General features: G+C 45.1%; 20 protein-coding genes. 7 read left to right on the top strand and 13 right to left on the bottom strand.

The features are described from left to right. Window positions 1–62: 62 nt before the first annotated feature. Entirely contained in the window at window positions 63–632 is a 570-nt protein-coding gene (locus tag ABWW54_RS09550; protein WP_353412010.1) for a hypothetical protein, read from the bottom strand. A gap of 376 nt (window positions 633–1,008) precedes the next feature. Continuing rightward, entirely contained in the window at window positions 1,009–1,458 is a 450-nt protein-coding gene (cynS, locus tag ABWW54_RS09545; RefSeq protein ID WP_353412009.1) for a cyanase, read from the bottom strand. Window positions 1,459–1,967: 509 nt separating this feature from the next. Between cynS and ABWW54_RS09540 the strand changes: the two genes are divergently transcribed. The 4 genes from ABWW54_RS09540 to ABWW54_RS09525 are packed head-to-tail and all read left to right on the top strand — an operon-like array spanning window position 1,968 to window position 6,736. Continuing rightward, the gene (locus ABWW54_RS09540; protein WP_353412008.1) at window positions 1,968–2,891 is read left to right on the top strand and encodes a phosphoribulokinase; all 924 of its coding nucleotides are present in this window, start codon (window positions 1,968–1,970) and stop codon (window positions 2,889–2,891) included. Beyond that, the gene (locus tag ABWW54_RS09535; protein ID WP_353412007.1) at window positions 2,888–3,733 is read left to right on the top strand and encodes an HAD-IIB family hydrolase; all 846 of its coding nucleotides are present in this window, start codon (window positions 2,888–2,890) and stop codon (window positions 3,731–3,733) included. The genes ABWW54_RS09540 and ABWW54_RS09535 overlap by 4 nt, the downstream gene beginning before the upstream one ends. Window positions 3,734–3,737: 4 nt before the next feature. Then, entirely contained in the window at window positions 3,738–4,958 is a 1,221-nt protein-coding gene (locus tag ABWW54_RS09530; RefSeq protein WP_353412006.1) for a glycosyltransferase family protein, read from the top strand. Between the two features lie 32 nt (window positions 4,959–4,990). Continuing rightward, window positions 4,991–6,736: an alpha-amylase family glycosyl hydrolase gene (locus tag ABWW54_RS09525; protein WP_353412005.1), complete on the top strand. Its 1,746-nt coding sequence runs from the start codon at window positions 4,991–4,993 to the stop codon at window positions 6,734–6,736. On the opposite strand, the gene ABWW54_RS09520 is transcribed toward ABWW54_RS09525, so the two are convergent. Beyond that, window positions 6,702–7,607 (bottom strand): Rieske 2Fe-2S domain-containing protein, encoded by a 906-nt coding sequence (locus tag ABWW54_RS09520; protein ID WP_353412004.1) that lies wholly within the window; start codon window positions 7,605–7,607, stop codon window positions 6,702–6,704. The genes ABWW54_RS09525 and ABWW54_RS09520 overlap by 35 nt on opposite strands. 229 nt (window positions 7,608–7,836) lie before the next feature. Between ABWW54_RS09520 and ABWW54_RS09515 the strand changes: the two genes are divergently transcribed. After that, window positions 7,837–8,346, top strand: a complete 510-nt coding sequence (locus ABWW54_RS09515) for a hypothetical protein (RefSeq protein WP_353412003.1) — start codon at window positions 7,837–7,839, stop codon at window positions 8,344–8,346. Between the two features lie 105 nt (window positions 8,347–8,451). Here ABWW54_RS09515 and ABWW54_RS09510 read toward each other — a convergent pair whose 3' ends face one another. From ABWW54_RS09510 to ABWW54_RS09475, 8 genes are all read right to left on the bottom strand, one after another. Further along, entirely contained in the window at window positions 8,452–9,399 is a 948-nt protein-coding gene (locus ABWW54_RS09510) for a DegV family protein (protein WP_353412002.1), read from the bottom strand. A gap of 165 nt (window positions 9,400–9,564) precedes the next feature. Further along, the gene (locus tag ABWW54_RS09505; RefSeq protein WP_353412001.1) at window positions 9,565–9,861 is read right to left on the bottom strand and encodes a DUF1330 domain-containing protein; all 297 of its coding nucleotides are present in this window, start codon (window positions 9,859–9,861) and stop codon (window positions 9,565–9,567) included. Between the two features lie 447 nt (window positions 9,862–10,308). After that, entirely contained in the window at window positions 10,309–11,193 is an 885-nt protein-coding gene (locus ABWW54_RS09500) for a beta-keto acid cleavage family enzyme (RefSeq protein WP_353412000.1), read from the bottom strand. A gap of 41 nt (window positions 11,194–11,234) precedes the next feature. Next, window positions 11,235–11,879, bottom strand: a complete 645-nt coding sequence (locus ABWW54_RS09495) for a hypothetical protein (RefSeq protein WP_353411999.1) — start codon at window positions 11,877–11,879, stop codon at window positions 11,235–11,237. A gap of 229 nt (window positions 11,880–12,108) precedes the next feature. Next, complete coding sequence (locus ABWW54_RS09490) at window positions 12,109–12,990, bottom strand: hypothetical protein (protein ID WP_353411998.1); 882 nt, start codon at window positions 12,988–12,990, stop codon at window positions 12,109–12,111. Further along, complete coding sequence (locus ABWW54_RS09485) at window positions 12,987–13,733, bottom strand: GH25 family lysozyme (RefSeq protein WP_353411997.1); 747 nt, start codon at window positions 13,731–13,733, stop codon at window positions 12,987–12,989. The genes ABWW54_RS09490 and ABWW54_RS09485 overlap by 4 nt, the downstream gene beginning before the upstream one ends. Window positions 13,734–13,905: 172 nt before the next feature. Then, entirely contained in the window at window positions 13,906–14,490 is a 585-nt protein-coding gene (locus ABWW54_RS09480) for a hypothetical protein (RefSeq protein WP_353411996.1), read from the bottom strand. 93 nt (window positions 14,491–14,583) lie between these two features. Continuing rightward, window positions 14,584–14,970 (bottom strand): TerB family tellurite resistance protein, encoded by a 387-nt coding sequence (locus ABWW54_RS09475; protein ID WP_353411995.1) that lies wholly within the window; start codon window positions 14,968–14,970, stop codon window positions 14,584–14,586. 251 nt (window positions 14,971–15,221) lie between these two features. On the opposite strand from ABWW54_RS09475, the gene ABWW54_RS09470 reads away from it, so the two are divergent. Next, window positions 15,222–16,094, top strand: coding sequence for a polysaccharide deacetylase family protein (locus ABWW54_RS09470; protein WP_353411994.1), 873 nt, complete (start codon window positions 15,222–15,224; stop codon window positions 16,092–16,094). Window positions 16,095–16,166: 72 nt separating this feature from the next. On the opposite strand, the gene ABWW54_RS09465 is transcribed toward ABWW54_RS09470, so the two are convergent. Next, window positions 16,167–16,343 carry a hypothetical protein gene (locus ABWW54_RS09465; RefSeq protein WP_353411993.1) on the bottom strand — a complete coding sequence of 59 codons (177 nt, stop codon included), beginning with the start codon at window positions 16,341–16,343 and terminating at the stop codon, window positions 16,167–16,169. 101 nt (window positions 16,344–16,444) lie between these two features. Then, complete coding sequence (locus ABWW54_RS09460; protein WP_353411992.1) at window positions 16,445–17,041, bottom strand: TetR/AcrR family transcriptional regulator; 597 nt, start codon at window positions 17,039–17,041, stop codon at window positions 16,445–16,447. A gap of 128 nt (window positions 17,042–17,169) precedes the next feature. On the opposite strand from ABWW54_RS09460, the gene ABWW54_RS09455 reads away from it, so the two are divergent. Continuing rightward, window positions 17,170–17,487 (top strand): YciI family protein, encoded by a 318-nt coding sequence (locus tag ABWW54_RS09455; RefSeq protein WP_353411991.1) that lies wholly within the window; start codon window positions 17,170–17,172, stop codon window positions 17,485–17,487. Window positions 17,488–17,491 lie beyond the last annotated feature (4 nt).

Below are 17,491 nucleotides of genomic sequence, written 5' to 3'. Positions count from 1 at the left end.
ATAATCAACGTTTAAGACTTTCATTCAAAGACAAGTTAAACATAACCTGTAATATTAACCATCTAATCCCTACACTGAAATAACTTCGCACAGTCATCAGCATTGCTCAATGCAGATATGTTGACATGCGACATAGCAAAGACAGTGTCTTGATGATGGGCTTCCCAGCGTAAAAGTTGACTACTCTCTTCTCGGCAAATGTGGTACTTAAGGATGACGGGCATTGTCGTTCTATCTCTGTATACGAAATAAGCCAAAAATGAATCTGGCATTCTAGGTAATGATACTGACCTAACAGGCAAAAAATAAAGAGTCTCGCTCATAGCAAAAGCTCTATCGTCGAGTTTGCTAGTTTCCGTTTGAGCCACTACAAAGCTCGGCTTCAAATACTCGGCACCACCACTGACATTTAATGTAAATCGAAGAATTCGTTCATCTATTTCTAAACCACATTGCAAAACAAATTGCGCTTCAGTTGCTTGCTCGGGGTCATTCATAAAGTCAGGTTCGCAAAGCAAAAATTCGGTAACCGACAATGTGAATGAAGGTTGGAGTTTAGACTTCTCCAACAGATACAGCCTCTCTGTCTGTTCATAGGCCAGTAACGATTGGGCATATTGTTTCTTGAGCAATTTATTCCTTTTCTTTGCGTGTCTATTGCTCCTTTTCTGAGACGATGAAAGTCTTGCTAATTGATGCGCAATTTTTGTCTCCGAAGACTTGGAATCATGGCTCATAAATGTGTTTGAGAAAAGTTAAGACGGTCAATCGATCATACAACAGGATCAACTAGGGTGGTTGATATAAATCTGCTTACCAGCTGTTTCAGTAGCAAGCAACTAAGGCCCTTCAACTTAGCAATCGTACCAACGTATGAGTTTTAAAAACACCGAGCATCCTTGCTATTCGGCTCTATCAGATCTTTTGCGTATATTAATGCCTCATTCGCCTACAGAGGATGATCCTAACGTTCACCAATCCACGCTCTATGATGAGGCTTGGAATCAACTAATAGGTTTTATAGGGAAGAAATTTGCCTGATAACACGACGTTCACTCTGTCGCCATTGGGGTCTTCTTCTCTTTCAATATCCATCGAAAAGTCAATTGCACTCATGATTCCGTCGCCAAATTCTTCATGAATCAGTTCCTTTATCGTGCTGCCATAAACATTCACAACTTCATACCAGCGATAGATCAATGGGTCTGTCGGTATTGCTGTTGGTAGCGACCCTTTGTACGGCGCAATTTGAAGCCAAGCTATGGCCTCATCAGATAAGCCAAAAATCTCACCCACTTTCTCCGCTTGTGTTTTATCAAAAGCCATTTGCCCCAAACAGGCCGCGGTAGTCCATTCTTTAGAAAGACCAACCCTCTCGGCAACACTCTTCCAACTAATTGCTTGAGTTACTTTCGTTGCCATTATTAACGTCGTAACTTCTTCTCTACTCGTAATCATGATTTGCCTCGTTAAAATTGTCATCAGTACGCCACGGCGAGATTTCAAGTGATAAAGCAAGAAATTGCGTCGTATCGCGGATAGATAAATTTGAGCAAGTTCCATGCCAATGCTGCCGTTCGAATGATGAACCTAGTCAAGAAACAAGAATGGCAACCAAAGCTTGAACTGACACAAGCGACGGCCTAGCTCAGACCAGTCGATTTTTAGCTTGATAAACCGTCATGATCGTGGGAGTTACAAAGACGGGTAAAACGAAATGAAGATGCACGCATACCTAAGTGCTAACCAGCAGCGTAACAATTTGGTGCTATCGCCCGTCTTTGGATGCCCCATGTTGGTGCAACTAGGCATAACATCAATGCCCAGCTAATCCACTCGATGCGCCAACTTAGTGAAATCCAAGCTTTGGCACGCTACTTGCTTGAGCATAAACACGGCTTGATTAATGATAAGTTCGTTAATGTATCTAACATCAATCTGACTTAAACGGAGAATTTCAGCCAAACGTGCTATCTACAGAACTAAGTAACGACACAGTGACCGCAATACAGACCTTGATCTCAGATCACGGGTTACCGGAGCGGTACGAAATCTCGGTTAAGAACTTCTTTGCTCCAATTGCCTCTCAAATCCAGCAGAAAAGAGTTAAGTCTGGGCCAATCAAACTTGGAATTCAGGGCTCACAGGGGAGCGGAAAAAGCACGGCCGCTGAATTTATAGCGGCGTTGTTAGAAATAGAGCATGGACTGACAGTAGCGGTATGTTCGATTGATGACTTTTATCTCACTCGCGCTGAAAGACAGACCCTGGCCAAAACGGTACACCCATTGCTATCCACACGCGGAGTGCCAGGAACGCATGACACGTCCCTAATCGCCAACACGTTCAACCGGTTCGATGCCGGACTATCCTTCGAGCTACCCGTATTCGAAAAACAATACGATGACCGAGCAGCAACAAAAGACTGGACGGTGGTCGCTCAATCCGCGGATGTTCTGATCTTTGAAGGCTGGTGTGTTGGGCTTAGCTCCCAGCCACAAGAAGCGCTAATAACGTCCTGTAACTCACTGGAAGAAACAGAAGATGCGGATCTAGTGTGGCGAAATTTCATCAACCACAAATTGACCAACGAATACGAGCGACTGTTCGCTCGACTCGACCTAATGGTAACCCTGCAGGCGCCGAGCTTTTCATGCGTATTTGAGTGGCGGCGCCAACAAGAAGAGCAACTGATAGAACGTAATGCTAATGTTGACGGTAACACCTTGCAGACGTTCAACACGGATCAGTTATCTCGGTTTATTGCGCACTTTCAGCGCCTAACCGAATGGGGCCTGAAAACCATGCCCTTGAAAGCCGACTTCACGCTAATGCTTAGTTCGGACCACGACATAACGCACCTAGATACTAAACCTGCGGAGACACCGTGAACTTTTGGGTCTCTTCTGATTTAGATGGTACGTTGATCGACCACCACACGTACTCTTTCAGTAGCGCGCTGTCTGCGATTGCGTTATGTAAAGAAAACAACGTGCCTATTTTGCTTAATACCAGCAAGACTTACTCCGAAACGGAAAAAATACACCAGCAGCTGGGACTCGACACCCCGCTGATCATCGAAAATGGCAGCGCCATCGTTCTGCCATCCTCCATGCCTCTTGCCGGGAGCGAATATGGTTCATCCATACTCAAGGGCGAACGTCATCACATACGATTTGGCGCACCTCGATCGGAAATTCTAAAGTTTCTATCTCAAGTCAGAACACAGACTGACTTTAAATTTGAAGGGTTTAACGATTGGACTCCTAATCAGGTTAGCGATCAAACAGGCCTCAACCTCTCTGACTCAAAACTGGCCTTAATGAAAGAATACTCAGAACCATTCATTTGGCAAGACAGCGAACGGCACTTCGATAAATTCGAATCCATGTCGCTGAAAGCGGGGTTTAAGGTTCTTAAGGGCGGTAGGTTTTTCCACTTAATGGGCAACACTGATAAGGCCAAACCATTGCAATGGTTGCGATCTAACGCGGGACTGCTTTTCCCAGGTTTATCTTCGTCAGCCTCGTCCCCCGCGCTAATTTGTCTCGGTGACAGTCAGAACGACATCGCTATGTTGAATGTGGCTGATGTTCCCGTGTGTGTCAGATCCCCAGTATCTCCATACCCCAAAGTCACTACGTCAAAAGACGTTGTCTATACAAAAAAATACGGCCCAGAAGGATGGGCTGAAGCAATCAATGCAATTCTACCTAATCAAACAAGGACTTAATTAAATGGCTGACTTTTACCAAAACGGCATCATTACAACACTACACAATCTTCGTCAGCGTGACCTAAGCGACATGGAAGCTGAGTTAAGAAAGTTCAGCAAAAAACAATCCATGACCCTAGTCTTACCTTCTCTTTACTCTGAACTCGAAGGCGAAGCCCTACCCAACATAGTCAAAGAACTGAGTCATGTTGATTACTTGGATGAAATTGTAATTGGCCTTGATCAAGCGACCGAGGCTCAATACAAAGAGGCTCTTTCCTTTTTCAAGCCGCTAAATCAAAACTTTAAAGTGTTGTGGAATGATGGCCCCAGACTGCAAGAGTTAGACCAACGACTGGCTGAAAAAAACTTAGCGCCAAAGGAGCTTGGTAAAGGGCGCAATGTTTGGTATTGCTTTGGCTATGTATTGGCAAAAGACACCGCCAAAGCAGTAGCGCTCCACGATTGCGACATCCTAACCTACGATCGTAGCCTGTTGGCTAGGTTGCTCTACCCAGTTGCAAACCCGAATTTCAACTATAAATTTTGTAAGGGATTCTATGCCCGTGTAGCGAGTGGAAAAATGCATGGCCGAGTCACTCGATTGCTTGTCACCCCATTGATTAGAGCATTAAAGAAGGTGTACGGGCAAAACGACTACTTGGACTACATCGACAGCTTTAGGTACCCTTTGGCCGGAGAGTTTGCATTCAGAACCGAAGTGATCACTGACTTAAGAATTCCCAGCGACTGGGGCCTAGAAATAGGAGTGTTGTCGGAACTGAACAGAAACTATGCCAATAATAGGTTGTGTCAGGCAGACATCGCCGACGTTTATGACCATAAACATCAAGAATTATCAGCCGAAGATACCGCCAAAGGGTTATCTAAGATGTCTGTGGATATCTGCAAAACACTTTATCGAAAGTTAGCCACGAATGGCGTGGTATTTAACGCTGAGACGTTTCGAGCGATTAAAGCAACGTACTTTCGTATCGCACTCGATTTCGTGGAAACCTACTATAACGATGCGGAGATGAACGGTTTACATCTGGACATACACGCTGAAGAAGCCGCGATTGAAATGTTTGCGGAAAACGTATTAGGAGCCGGGCAAGACTTTTTGGAAAACCCGATGGAAACCCCATTTATCGCGAGCTGGAACCGAGTCAACAGCGCGCTTCCGGAACTGTCGAATGAATTCATCAACGCGGTCGACGCCGACATGAAGGAATACGGCTAAACCGGCTTCAAATGCTTATTGAGAATTGATCTATGTCAAAGTTACACAGTTTGGTTGAGGGCTATTTAAGTCGTATTTATCCGGATCAAGATAGCCAAATTTTAGCTAGCCGCTCCTTGGTCAAGATGGGCCTATCTGACGCCACCGAGCCCTGCCCTTACTTCGTTAACAAGTGGAGCGAGAAAGACGTTTGGTTGATCACCTATGGCGACAGCGTGCAATCTGAGAATGAAGCGCCACTCAAAACGCTCAAACGTTTCGCTACAAACTACTTGGGCGACGTAGTGTCTGGAATCCACATACTCCCTTTCTTCCCTCACAGTTCAGATGGTGGCTTCTCTGTCATTGATTATTCCCAAGTCAACGACGCCTTGGGCGATTGGTCTGATATCGAAGCACTCGCAGAAGAGTTTAATCTAATGTCAGATTTGGTGGTCAATCACTGTTCGCAACGAAGCCGCTGGTTTGAAAACTTTAAGCAACGAAAACACCCCGGCAAAGATTATTTTTTTGAAGCATCCCCCTCAGATGACGTGTCAAACGTAGTAAGACCCAGGACCTCAGAGTTGCTCAGAGAAACTCAGACTCTAGACGGCATTAGGCACGTTTGGTGCACCTTCAGCCATGACCAAGTGGACCTAAATTACAAAAACCCCGAACTCTACCTCGAAATGCTGGGCATTATTCGACGATATCTGGAACAGGGAGTACGGATATTCAGGCTTGATGCCGTGGCGTTTTTATGGAAAGAAATCGGCACCGACTGTATTCACAGAGAGCAAACTCATGAGTTCATCAAACTCTTTCGAACACTCATTGAAGCGCACACTAAGGACGCCATCGTCATTACCGAAACCAACGTGCCCACACACGAAAATCTTTCCTACTTTGGGAACTCGAATGAAGCGCACGCGGTGTACAACTTTTCATTGCCACCTCTACTAATCCACGCTCTTTTAACCGGCACAAGCGAGCATTTAAAACGGTGGCAAATGAGCATGCCACCAGCACAAACCGGAACCTTCTACTTCAACTTTATCGCCAGCCACGATGGTATCGGCTTGAGGCCAGTTAAAGGATTGCTTGAAGAGAAAGAGCTCGATCAACTCATTAACACGCTGCAAAGTTTTGGCGCTAGGGTTTCATGGCGATCCATTGCAAACGGTAAAAACGAACCCTACGAGGTTAATGTGGCGTTGTTTGACGCTCTGCAAGGCACGGTAAATGGCCCAGATAAATTTCAGATTGCTAGGTTTGTCTGTGCGCACGCAATCATGTTTTCCTTGGAAGGCATACCGGGCCTTTATATCCACAGCTTACTCGGCACTCAAAACGATTATGAATACTTGGAGCGCACAAACCATAATCGCAATATTAATCGACATCGTTGGCAATTGAGTAAGCTCGAAAAACAGCTTGCATCAAGTCATAGCCATAACTCAAAAGTATATCGCTTGATCACTGATTTGCTAAAAATAAGATCTGCTCAGAGCGCCTTTCACCCCAATGCCGTCCAATTTACACTCCATCTAGGAAGTAACTTGTTCGCATTTTGGCGCCAAAGTGCCAAGCGAGACCAAAGCATATTTTGTATTCACAATGTCTCCGATCAAACGATTGACTTACCTAAGAGCTCAGTAAACCTAATTGACCTTGATGAGTGGTCCGACTTGATATCAGGAAAGGTCTACACATCAGATATGGAGACCATACACTTAGCGCCATATCAGTTTGTTTGGTTATCTAACAAAGCGATTGATCAGCAAAACTCGCCATGACAGCCCCTTCTTCGGAAACATGTATTGTGGGGGCCTCAGAGAGCGTCAGACTTTGATGCGTTAAACACCGACCGCTGCTAATTTCGAATCGGTAGCCATGCCATGGGCATTCAACAGAACCATCAATGATCTTTCCTTGATTCAACGGACCTAATCGGTGGGGGCACACCGCACTAAAGGCTTGCCATCGTTCATTTAGATACACCAATCCATAGCGTTTCCCAGCCAATTCGAATGGGGTTACACCATTAAGGTCAAGGGATTGGGTATGGCCAACAAGCAACTCTGTTTCATTTTGCTGGTCTTCGTTTACTCTGATATCTTGTTTCTTCTGATCAAGCGCTCGCTGGCGGCCGAGCATCATGGTTTCGTCTTCGTCATACAACTTTTGATACATCGATTGATAAGCTTGCGCGTAAAAAGCGTGTAAAAAACGCGGAAGTTTCGGGACAAAAAAGTCTACCACTACGCGAATTCCGTGCTCGCTGTTTTGGCTGTCGTTGGCCGTTCCAGTCGGCATCGCCACGGTCCATACCTCAGTGCCTTTTCCTAGGCCACTCAGAGTTCTGGTCACCCATCGACTTTTGTCGCGATCCAATCTAAGCTCTAATTCCATTTTGTTGAAGGGAGATTTCGGTGACAAGTGGGCTATCGCACGCCACCCCCAATCACCAGACTCGATTATCTGCAACTCTGAGAACGTAGATTGATGCAACCACGGTAAGTGCTTGTAGTCCAAGGCGTTTTCGAACATACGCGCTAACGAGGTTGGTATGTCTCGCTGATAACTGCCAACGTGCGGTAATGCCGTACCAACACTCGGTAACAACCGTCGAAGTAAGTCAATCAAATAGTTGAAGAAGTTTGTCATACTCTCGAGGTGTATCGAATAAAAAGCCTCTTAATCATACATGGACCATTGTGTACACGTTTATGTTCTCACTAGGTCAGCACGAGCCCACACTCGGAGGTCCGCGCACGCGCCGCGAAAACAGATTCTAACTATCCTCAACATTTTCTTTGGTAATTTTAAATAATGCCTTATGCTTTAAGTCGTTGTAAAACAACTTAATTTAACGTTAAACGGATTCAATTTAAGCATGAAAATCACCCTACTAAATACATTTTTTCTTCTTACTACCGTCGTCTTTGTGTCAGCAGCGCACGCCGAAGGAATTAAGGTTATCTCGTCTACTCCTTACCAGGAAGGGCACGATATACGTAACAAAATAATAAACGAATGCACCAACTTAGGCAGCAAACTCGCCAAGTTCACCAAAAGCTATTCAAGCAAAAAGGGCATTGACATTGAATTGGTTGATTCCTTAGATACATCAGATAAAGGCAAAGTACTTAAGTTGGAGATATCCGATGCGGTCAGTCAAGGAAACGCCTTCATAGGACATCGGAAGTTCGTTGAAATTCGCGGTTCGCTCTGGAAGGATGGTAAGAAAGTGGCATCGTTCGATGGCCAGAGGTCTAGCGGCGGCGGCTTTGGAGCTGGTTATAAAAGCTCTTGTGCAGTCCTTGGACGATGCGTTAAAACGCTAGGCAAAGATATTTCCGCTTGGCTCGAAAACCCTCAGGACGGAGCATCAATCGGCGAATAAACGCCGACTTAAACTCTCACCTTCAATGTGGGCAGAGACACACCTTACTTGCCCACTTTGATTGGATGCACTGCCAGAAATTAACTGAGCAAAAATCAGTCGGATTTATTCAGGCTTGGCTTTATTATTTTTAGGCGCAAGCCCAATCGAAAAGCCGCCTGGCCCGTACATCATACTCGAGCCGAGTTTCATTACTCCGAACAGCACCTGTATTTTTTTCTTCTTGGCTTCGTCCTTCAGTTCCTGAATCAGTGGCATGGCGTAAATATCGTCTAAATCACCCGCGTAGCTTATGTTAACGATCGGCACGTAGAGACCATCCTTAACTCGATCGATTGCATATCGGATCAACGATTCCAACGCCTTCTCTTCACTACGTTTAGTAACGACAGGGCCACTTTGATCACCGTAATTTTCAATGATCGGCGTCAAACCCACTGCTTTGCCTAGTAGCGCCGGTGCCAGACCTACGGATTTAATCCCTTTTTCCAGTGCGCGTTGACGACTGTAATAGATATCCCTAACGATGGCATAAGAACGAATCACCCGGGTGAACTTTTCCATTGTATCCGTGTATTCCTGAACGTCGGCTCCGCGACTTAGAAGCATGTCCGCGTAAATAGCAACCAAGCCTTGCGCGGCAATTCCAGTACCCGTATTTAGGTAAGTCATTCTGAAAGGCTGTTCGATACCCAAACCATCTCTGACTTCACGTGAGCGTTTCGCAATACTCGAAGCTGCTTTCTCGAAATTATCGTAAATCGGACTGGCTGCTTTAGAAAAAGTCTGGCAGAGCGCAAAGTCAGAATAAGGAGCAACTTCGTTAAGAATAAAATCGGTAATCTGTTCTGGGCTTGGCGGAGCGGTTTTAATTTTTGTATGAACCGTCAGCTCCCCACTTTTATAGTATTCAATAAGCTCTTTCTCATCGACAATTTCCGGCTTGACCTCACCATTAATGTTTATCGAAATCGGCAATACCTTGATTGGTCTGCTCTTAAATATAAACTCTGGAATTGCCGCTACTGAATCGACTACAACGGTGTACTTCATCTTATGATTAACCTCATCACTGTTTTTATAATTATGGAGAAAGGCCATTAGGTATGGCCACGCTATGGTGGCGGTCTATTGTAAACGTGGAGTTTTACAACATTAAAACAGGATCACGCTATGACACCCCTATCCCACCCCTGAAATGGATCTTTTTATTGCGGTCTAGCTATGGTCTCCGCCTTTGACAAGAATGGAGCTAAGCGTACTACCGGCATCTCGAAAAGTCGATATTTGCTGATAGTCATCGGATCGCATCCAGGCGAACGCGCTAGATTTAGAAGGAAACTCAATGATAACTGATCGAGTTGCTTCCCATTCCCCTGCAAGAATCACTGGCTCTTCGTCAACACTGAGCAACTTTCCATCGAACTTTGAAAACACTTCATCAAATCTGTCCGCGTATTTATCGTATTCACTCCGGTCGTGAATCGTGAGCCTAGAAACAATGTATACGGTCATCTTATTTATCTTCTCGTTTGAATAGGTTTTACACAATCGGTCGCAACAGAGAGCCCCAATACTGAGACTGAGTATGTAAACAATACGGACCTCAGTCAATCGATAACTGTGTCATAGACTTATATTGATCAGTAAGGTCAATATTGATCTCTAAGCCAAAATATAACCCATCAGAAAACCATCATCTTTTTTAAATGTAACGCTCAGGACTGATGTGCTCGATGAGGGCAATATCGTTCTCATTATGAAGCGTTCAACTGTGACTCAGCCGATGCACAAAACCTTGTTATTAACGTTAAACCCAGAGCAATACAGAGGGAAATACACCATGAAGAACCTCATCAGAACCGCACTAGCGCCTCTTTACAAACGCTCGAAAGTCAGCGTCTCTATCGTAAACAAGCGCGCGCAACCAAAGCATCAAGCTAAAAAGGAAACCTGGCAATCTTACCTATCCCGCTCGCACACTTTAGGCCCCCTGTCGCCGTTATAATATGGCTCTGGTGCAACAATGCTGTAACCACTTTGCTCAATGAGGTTTGCGGCCCCCTCAACTAGCTGAACGTTAGTTTCCAGAGTACCAAAGGGCGCATCTTCCAATCCCACTCGAATGTGTGCCCCCATCGCTAAAGCTGGTGCAATCAGATGTTGGATGTGTGCGTCCAAGCCAGAGATCATCCAGTCGGCGTCGTTCCCCAACTCGTCGGCAATAACTTGTGCATAGAAGTCGAGAGCATGTATTGTCGGCTTACAACCAAATAATAGATTATCCGAAAACATCAGTCGGTACACTGGCGGATCCGCTAAACGTACGGTTTGCGCAAAAGCCGCTCCCGACCGTAAAAAGCCAGGCTCATATATGGCGTATGCCGGCCTCCAATTGTCCCTTTCGGCTAACTTCAAACCATGTTGAATGTGCGAATCGGGGTTGTTGTATAGTAACCCTTCTTCCCCAGATTCAATCTGAGATCGATGCGTTATATTGACACTACCAGGATCAACCACTCCCCAATCGAGTAATCCATACTTCGCTAGCGCCTCAATAGGCGAGTAACGCTGCTCAGCAGTTCCTGTGAGAGCGATGGTTGGGTACACAATAATGTCTACCTTCTCTTTAATACCTTCAATAACACGCCGATACTGATCAACGTTTTCGCTTGGTTGGCCTGCATCATCATAAACATGAAGGTGAATCACACTCGCGCCAGCATGAGCGCAATCAATGCCCTGACTAATTATCTCGCTCGCACTGATTGGTATGAGTGGTTGATAGGCCCTACCAGCAGCCCCATTGAGCGCAACTTCAAGCCATACTTCGTGATTATTATGCATATCTCTCTCATCTGATTAACATCGTAAAGAGTAGCACGCGATCACTGAATTCTCGTGGCTGGGCTTAAGTTGAATACTCGAGTAAATTCATCTTCCCCTCCCTGTCGATCAACCAGAAACGTGACAGTCAAAATATTCCGCTCGTGATTGAGTTGGTATACTTCGGTTAAGCTTCTATGATCGCTTTTTGATTTTACGACTAAAGAGCCATCGGATCTCCAACCGGAAATCACGGTAGATCTTCGAGTTTCCACTTCGCCCCAATCAATATCACGATAGCGATGTTTGGGATACGCCACCCCGATACCGTGAGCGTCTTGTTCGATTTTCATTTGTGTCGTAACCATCGATGCCAATCTCGATTCAGTCCTAACTTTTCCTGAGGCCTGATCGGCCTCACCTCGTCGTGGCCTTGAACCATCGCGTTCGCCCTTTCCTCTGCCCTTACCTTTTGATCGCCCCTTTTTGGCATTTGCTTGACGCAGCGGCGCCAGGACAACCGTATCACTAGCGTCCTTATCCAAAACCCAATCGCCACTCAAATTAACGTTGGCAGGCGGCTTCTCAGTAAGCTTTTGAGTATTGGCACACGCCGCCACAAAAAGTAAGAGTAGAGCCAATGACAACCTCTTAATGTGCAAATTAAATGCGCAGGCGGAAGAACGGTTATTAAGGTGGGTTTTCAAAGTATCGAACCTAAAAAAGTAAACTACGTTATCAATTACTAGCATAAGTAGCCGACTCAGGATCACCATTTCATGAGCACTGCAATTAAGCTCAACCTTAAAGTGATACCTCGTGCCCATTTATTCTAGCGCTTAATAGATGATACGTAGGCTTTCGAATTTCCCTTCGAATACAGCCACTCATGATAATAACCCGTGTGAAAAGCACGGACCTTTACAAGATCAGTGATCAGACGCGGCCCAGCAATCGATCCCGGTGGCTCAGAACAAGATTCTGGTAGATCATATAGACAAGCAAAATGTAACCTAAGGGTAACAACATCATAAAAAATAGCGATTTAGCAATATAAACAATCACATCTTTAATGAGCCGTTTGGTTCCAAGATTTAAAATAGCCTTCAACTCTTTGTAATCGCCCGCCACCTTGGTACTGACCAATTTGGCGTCATAGGAGATATCGCTGGCAATCCGCCTTATAAACTTAAAATGAGACTTACTGTCATCAATCTTTGCTATCTCGGTTTTGTGTGCGGCGAAAAGGTGTGACTGCTCTTGTCTCAACTGAGCTGAGAGTTCACTCAAGTTCTGATGCAAACCATCATCGAAATTCGACACTCCATCAACCGTCAAATATTTTATTGAGTATGAATATAGAGTCAGACCAGGATTGATCGCCAAAGCAATGATTAACAATTTAATTGGCAACTGATTTGACGTTCTGATCATGCTCGCCAAAAACAGAGCAACGGTCGCACATTTAATAAACATGCTTTTACTTAATGTGGCGAGCAAGAGTTGAGTATTAATCACCACCGCGGAGAACATCAAGCGACTCTCTAAACCATCGAGAGAATTCGCGGCCTCACTAAACGAGCCTTGCATAAAGGGGATTTTTATATCGCCTACCGACGTCAACACCTGCTTGATTTCGACGATGAAACCCATAATTTCCAAACTGTTACGATCTACGTCTTCGATAAAAGTATAAGCCTGTTTTTCAAAAACCCCGAAAAACGCGATACAAAGTAAAACAAGTGCAGGGATGTGAAACGAGGCTCGAACATAGAACACATCCTTCAACTTTGCTCTCACTTCCTCAACAATACTCATTTGACCATCTCACTCAGCTCTCCATAGAAAACATCAGAATCCGTTTCAATTGAGTCTATTTTATAGTTGTCGCTACGCTGCCAAATCTTAAAACCCTTGCTCGCCCACGCATCAGGAATTTTAGGAGCTTGAGTACCGGAATATTCAGCTAACCAAAGGTCATACTTGCCAAATACTTGCGCTCTATTAAGGTACTGTTGAGCGAAATTATAACTGGTGTAGATCATCGGCTTTCGACCAAGCTTCGCCTCCAACACAGTCAGGTACTCTATTAGTCCACTTTGTAATTCACTTACGGATACGTCCTTACCCCCCAGGCTTAACTGCTCAACATCCACAATCGGCGCAATATCATTGCTATCAAACTCATTGACGGTGCTGGCAAAGTGCTCAGCTTGAACCGTTGGATCATCTGCTGCGAGATAGAAATGATACGCACCGCGCACCCATCCCTTCTGTTTTGCCGTCGACCAATTCTTAACAAACTTAGGGTCAATATAATCTACCCCTTCAGTCGCCTTACAGATTACGAATTGGATATCATCAGTTGACGTTATTTTTGATAACAAGTCTCCCTGATAGTGCGATACATCTACCCCTTTTTGAACCGCTTGCTTTGACGAATCGACCACTCCTTGTGTCAGGTCTTGGCCCGAGCACCCAGCCACTAAATACGCCGAGGCTATAAATGCAACCCCCTTGACCAATAATGATCTTCTACTTCTTCCAACATGACGTTGCATTTCTAGATCCCTGTGTGTGTTACGAGCTTTTGTCGGTAAATAGCAACAAAAGCACTAACCAGCCGTTGCGGCACCCAACAAAGGTATACAATCTAAACTAGCAACTAGAACCTATCTTTTACATTACAAGCTATTACGCTGTTAACTTTGAGTATAAATGCACACCAAAAGGCTAGCGTGGGGCATCATTTTCCGTCTTAGGCGTGAGCCCGAAATACGACCTTAAGGCTTTTATGAATGGCCAAATTCGCTTATAACTTGATTCCTTAACACTGAAGCTTAACTTTCTTCCCGACGCGCTGACCCCTCGATCATAATGGAACAGGTGCTTACCGGGGTACAGTACGTCTTGTGTCAAACTGCCATGGCTGTCGACTCGAATAATCATAGGTTGCCAATGATAGTTCCTAGCCAATTGTGCGGCTTTAGCATCAGACACGTTTATGAGTTGGTAGTAGTCAAGCATGACCACCCGTGTGTGTTCAAATGCCTCTTTAACTAGATTGTTTGAAAGTAACTTTCGAACCTTCCGACAATGAACACTTCTGTCGCTGAACACATACACGTACAAACTTAAATTCGATTCTTGCGCGCGCTCAACCTCAGCCTTCAGATACTCATTCACATTCCCTTTGTAATCGAAATCATCCACCCACCCTTCCGGCACCACCTTAGGGGAGTAGACCTTAGCTGAGGTACTAGATGAAAAGCACGCAAACAGGATGCTCAATACAAGCACCAGACTTAAACATCGCAACGGGTTCTCCTTTGACTGCGGTTATTGGAACACACTTATTATGACCCCGCGTGTCACTGCATCACCACAATCAAATTGACTAAGTTCCTAATTCTAAAAACCTGTCTTGTCGTTTTTGAGTGTAATCACATCCACTATACGCTCGACTTCTCCATCAGTAACGGAAAACGCAGACGTGTACGCTCTGAGGAGCACATTCTCGGATTCATGCAATGAACCATCCGCCATGGCGATATCCACTAAGTTTGCGAAACAAATACGCTGTTGGCGCTCGTTCAATGACTTAGCCACTAGCGCAACGCAATCCTCCATTGGAGTATCATTCCAAACCCCGATAGCGAAATCCCAATCAGCCGAAGTAGTAAAGCCATCCAATCGATTAATGATGGCCACTTCATTGCTATCAAGCTCGCCATCAACAGCAGAGACGGTGATCGCTGCTAGCAAGACAGCAGCACGAGGTGTTAAGAGTTGTTCCATGAAATTTAACGATCAGTTAGGTTAATATTAGATTACTCTGTTGCCAGCAGTAAACAGATGAAGAAATTCTTCTTTTCTATGTCTTACTAATTATCGCATAGTTTTACACAGGTCGTGTACGTAGATAGCCTGAACCAACACCTGATTTGTGTTCCAGATGCTATACCCTCGCGTTGTACTCACGGGTTGCCTTTCATAGCCAATTATCCTAACGTGGAAGAACTCTGAAAGCTCCCTCTATTATAAGCAATATGACCACAAAGCTCTGCTCAGTATTTCGCGCCTACATTGTTGGATGTATTTTGTTTTTTATTGGCTGCCACTCTGTTCTGGCAAATTCTTTAACGTGGCCAAACGGCGCGAAAGCGGCGGTGGTTCTAACCTACGACGACACACTGGACTCGCATTTAGATCACGCCATTCCCCAACTAAACAAAGCGAAGCTAACTGGAACATTTTACGTTAGTGGTGCGCGAGGACAACTATCAGAAAGAATGGAAGAATGGCGAGCTGCGGCCGCATCAGGCCATGAGCTTGGTAACCACATGCTGCACCATCCTTGTAAAAAATCCAATCCAGGCAGAGATTGGGTTGCCAATTACTATGACTTAGATCGTTACACAATCGCCCAATTTGAAGAAGAGCTTAAAGTAACAAACACGCTATTACAGGCTATCGATGGAAAACGTGGTCGCACCTTCGCCTACCCTTGTGGTGACACGGATGTGGGCGGCGGGGATAGCGTTATACCTACGTTAAAGAAACACGTTACTGGTGCTCGCTTTGCTTCTACACCAGTCAACCCTATGAGTGAAAGTGCGACCAATCACCATCTTATCGGTATTGACAACCCGTTAACCTTTGATCGATTCATGATCAACGCAATGGATGCGTCAGAGCAGACTGGCGATCAACTAATTAGTGCAGCCCAAAACTCTATTTCCTCAGGGTCAATAATGACCTTTCTCTTTCATGGTGTTATCGACAAAGGCGAATATTTAGCAACATCGACCAAAGCACATCAAGAATTAGTAAACCATCTCAAAGACAATCCGACCCTTTATTGGGTAGCTCCTCTTCAGGATGTGCTTGACCACATTGACAACCAAACGTTGGGGAAATAATAACGAACCGGCCATCACCTTAAGCTGGGGACAAAACTCAGGAACTAAAATCTTCCCCTAGCCAACGGCCCGTTATGAAGGGCTTTCGTTTTTTAGCTCGTACTCCTCAATCATTTTCTGGGTCACTTCAAGAATTTCGGCTCGCAACTCTTTTGCGTTAGTAGGCGCATACACAGGGATACGTGAATATCCCTTTTCGGCCATTGATTTTCGAAACTCTGCTTTCTCTTTGGAACTCATGCGCGGCATAATTACACCCTACTAATACTTTGGTGGGTATCATACTCTCTTTCTTTGCTTTGGTTGCAATTGTTGAAGCTGATCATGCACCTCGACGGCTCCCACTGAATTCAAGCTTCGTCTGAGTCAATTAGCTCATTCGCAGACGTCAAAGCGGCATCTTGTATTTCCTTTGCCAGCGAAGAATCTGGGAGTGACCGCGCCAAGACCATTCCGCCCACCGCTAGAGCCGCTAGAGAAAGCGCTTTTCGTCTTACATCTCCTGTCCGACAATTAAGACCGTCTGTGAACAAACTCACCATCGCTTCGAGCAGCATCTGATACGAGGCCTGCACGTCTGGTTTCTCACGTGCAACGTCTGACGGCAAAGCGATCATCGGACATTGGCCATCGATATCGCCCAGATGCTCCGTCGACAAGTAGCTCTTCAACATTTGCCGCGCCATCTCTGGATCCAAGTTCTTGAGATCTATCCCAGCACTGTCGCGCCATTGAGCTCCTCGCCCCATTAAAAAACTCGATACGGCTTCACGATATAGCTCTTCTTTACTCTTAAAATGATTATAAAAGCCGCCTCTCGTTAAGCCAACAGACTCCATGACGACGTCAATTGACACCCCATGAAAACCATGACGGTTAAATAACACTCGAGCGTTTTCGACAATCAGCTCTCTTGTTTGTTGTTTATGTACTTTGCTGTATGGCATACCGCTGACTAAGACCGTTCAATAATTTTAATATGTTCTTTAACATATTAAAATTCCTGCCACAATTCTACTCACCTCAATTCTGAGGCAAACACACTAACCATCGACTAATTTACGGAGAAATTCACATGCACAACTATGTATTCGCCTATCACGGAGGCAAGTCATTCGAAACAAAGGAACAAGGAACCCAACATATGACAGACTGGATTGCTTGGAGCACCGGATTAAAAGAAGCATTGATAGACCCTGGCATGCCAGTGGGCCAATCTAAGACTGTAGAAGCATCGGGCGTCACTGATAATGGAGGAGCAAACCCTCTGACTGGAATCACAATTGTTCAAGCTGACTCTATTGACGCGGCAATAGAGATGGCTAAAACATGCCCACATATCGACAATGGCGGGACCATCGAAGTTGCACAAGCCCTGCCAATGGACATGTAACGCA

It is taken from the genome of Arenicella sp. 4NH20-0111 (assembly GCF_040366405.1).
In the GTDB taxonomy this organism is placed as follows: Bacteria; Pseudomonadota; Gammaproteobacteria; order Arenicellales; family Arenicellaceae; genus Arenicella.
Note: the sequence above shows the minus strand (reverse complement) of the source record. Positions and strands in the feature narration are given on the sequence as shown.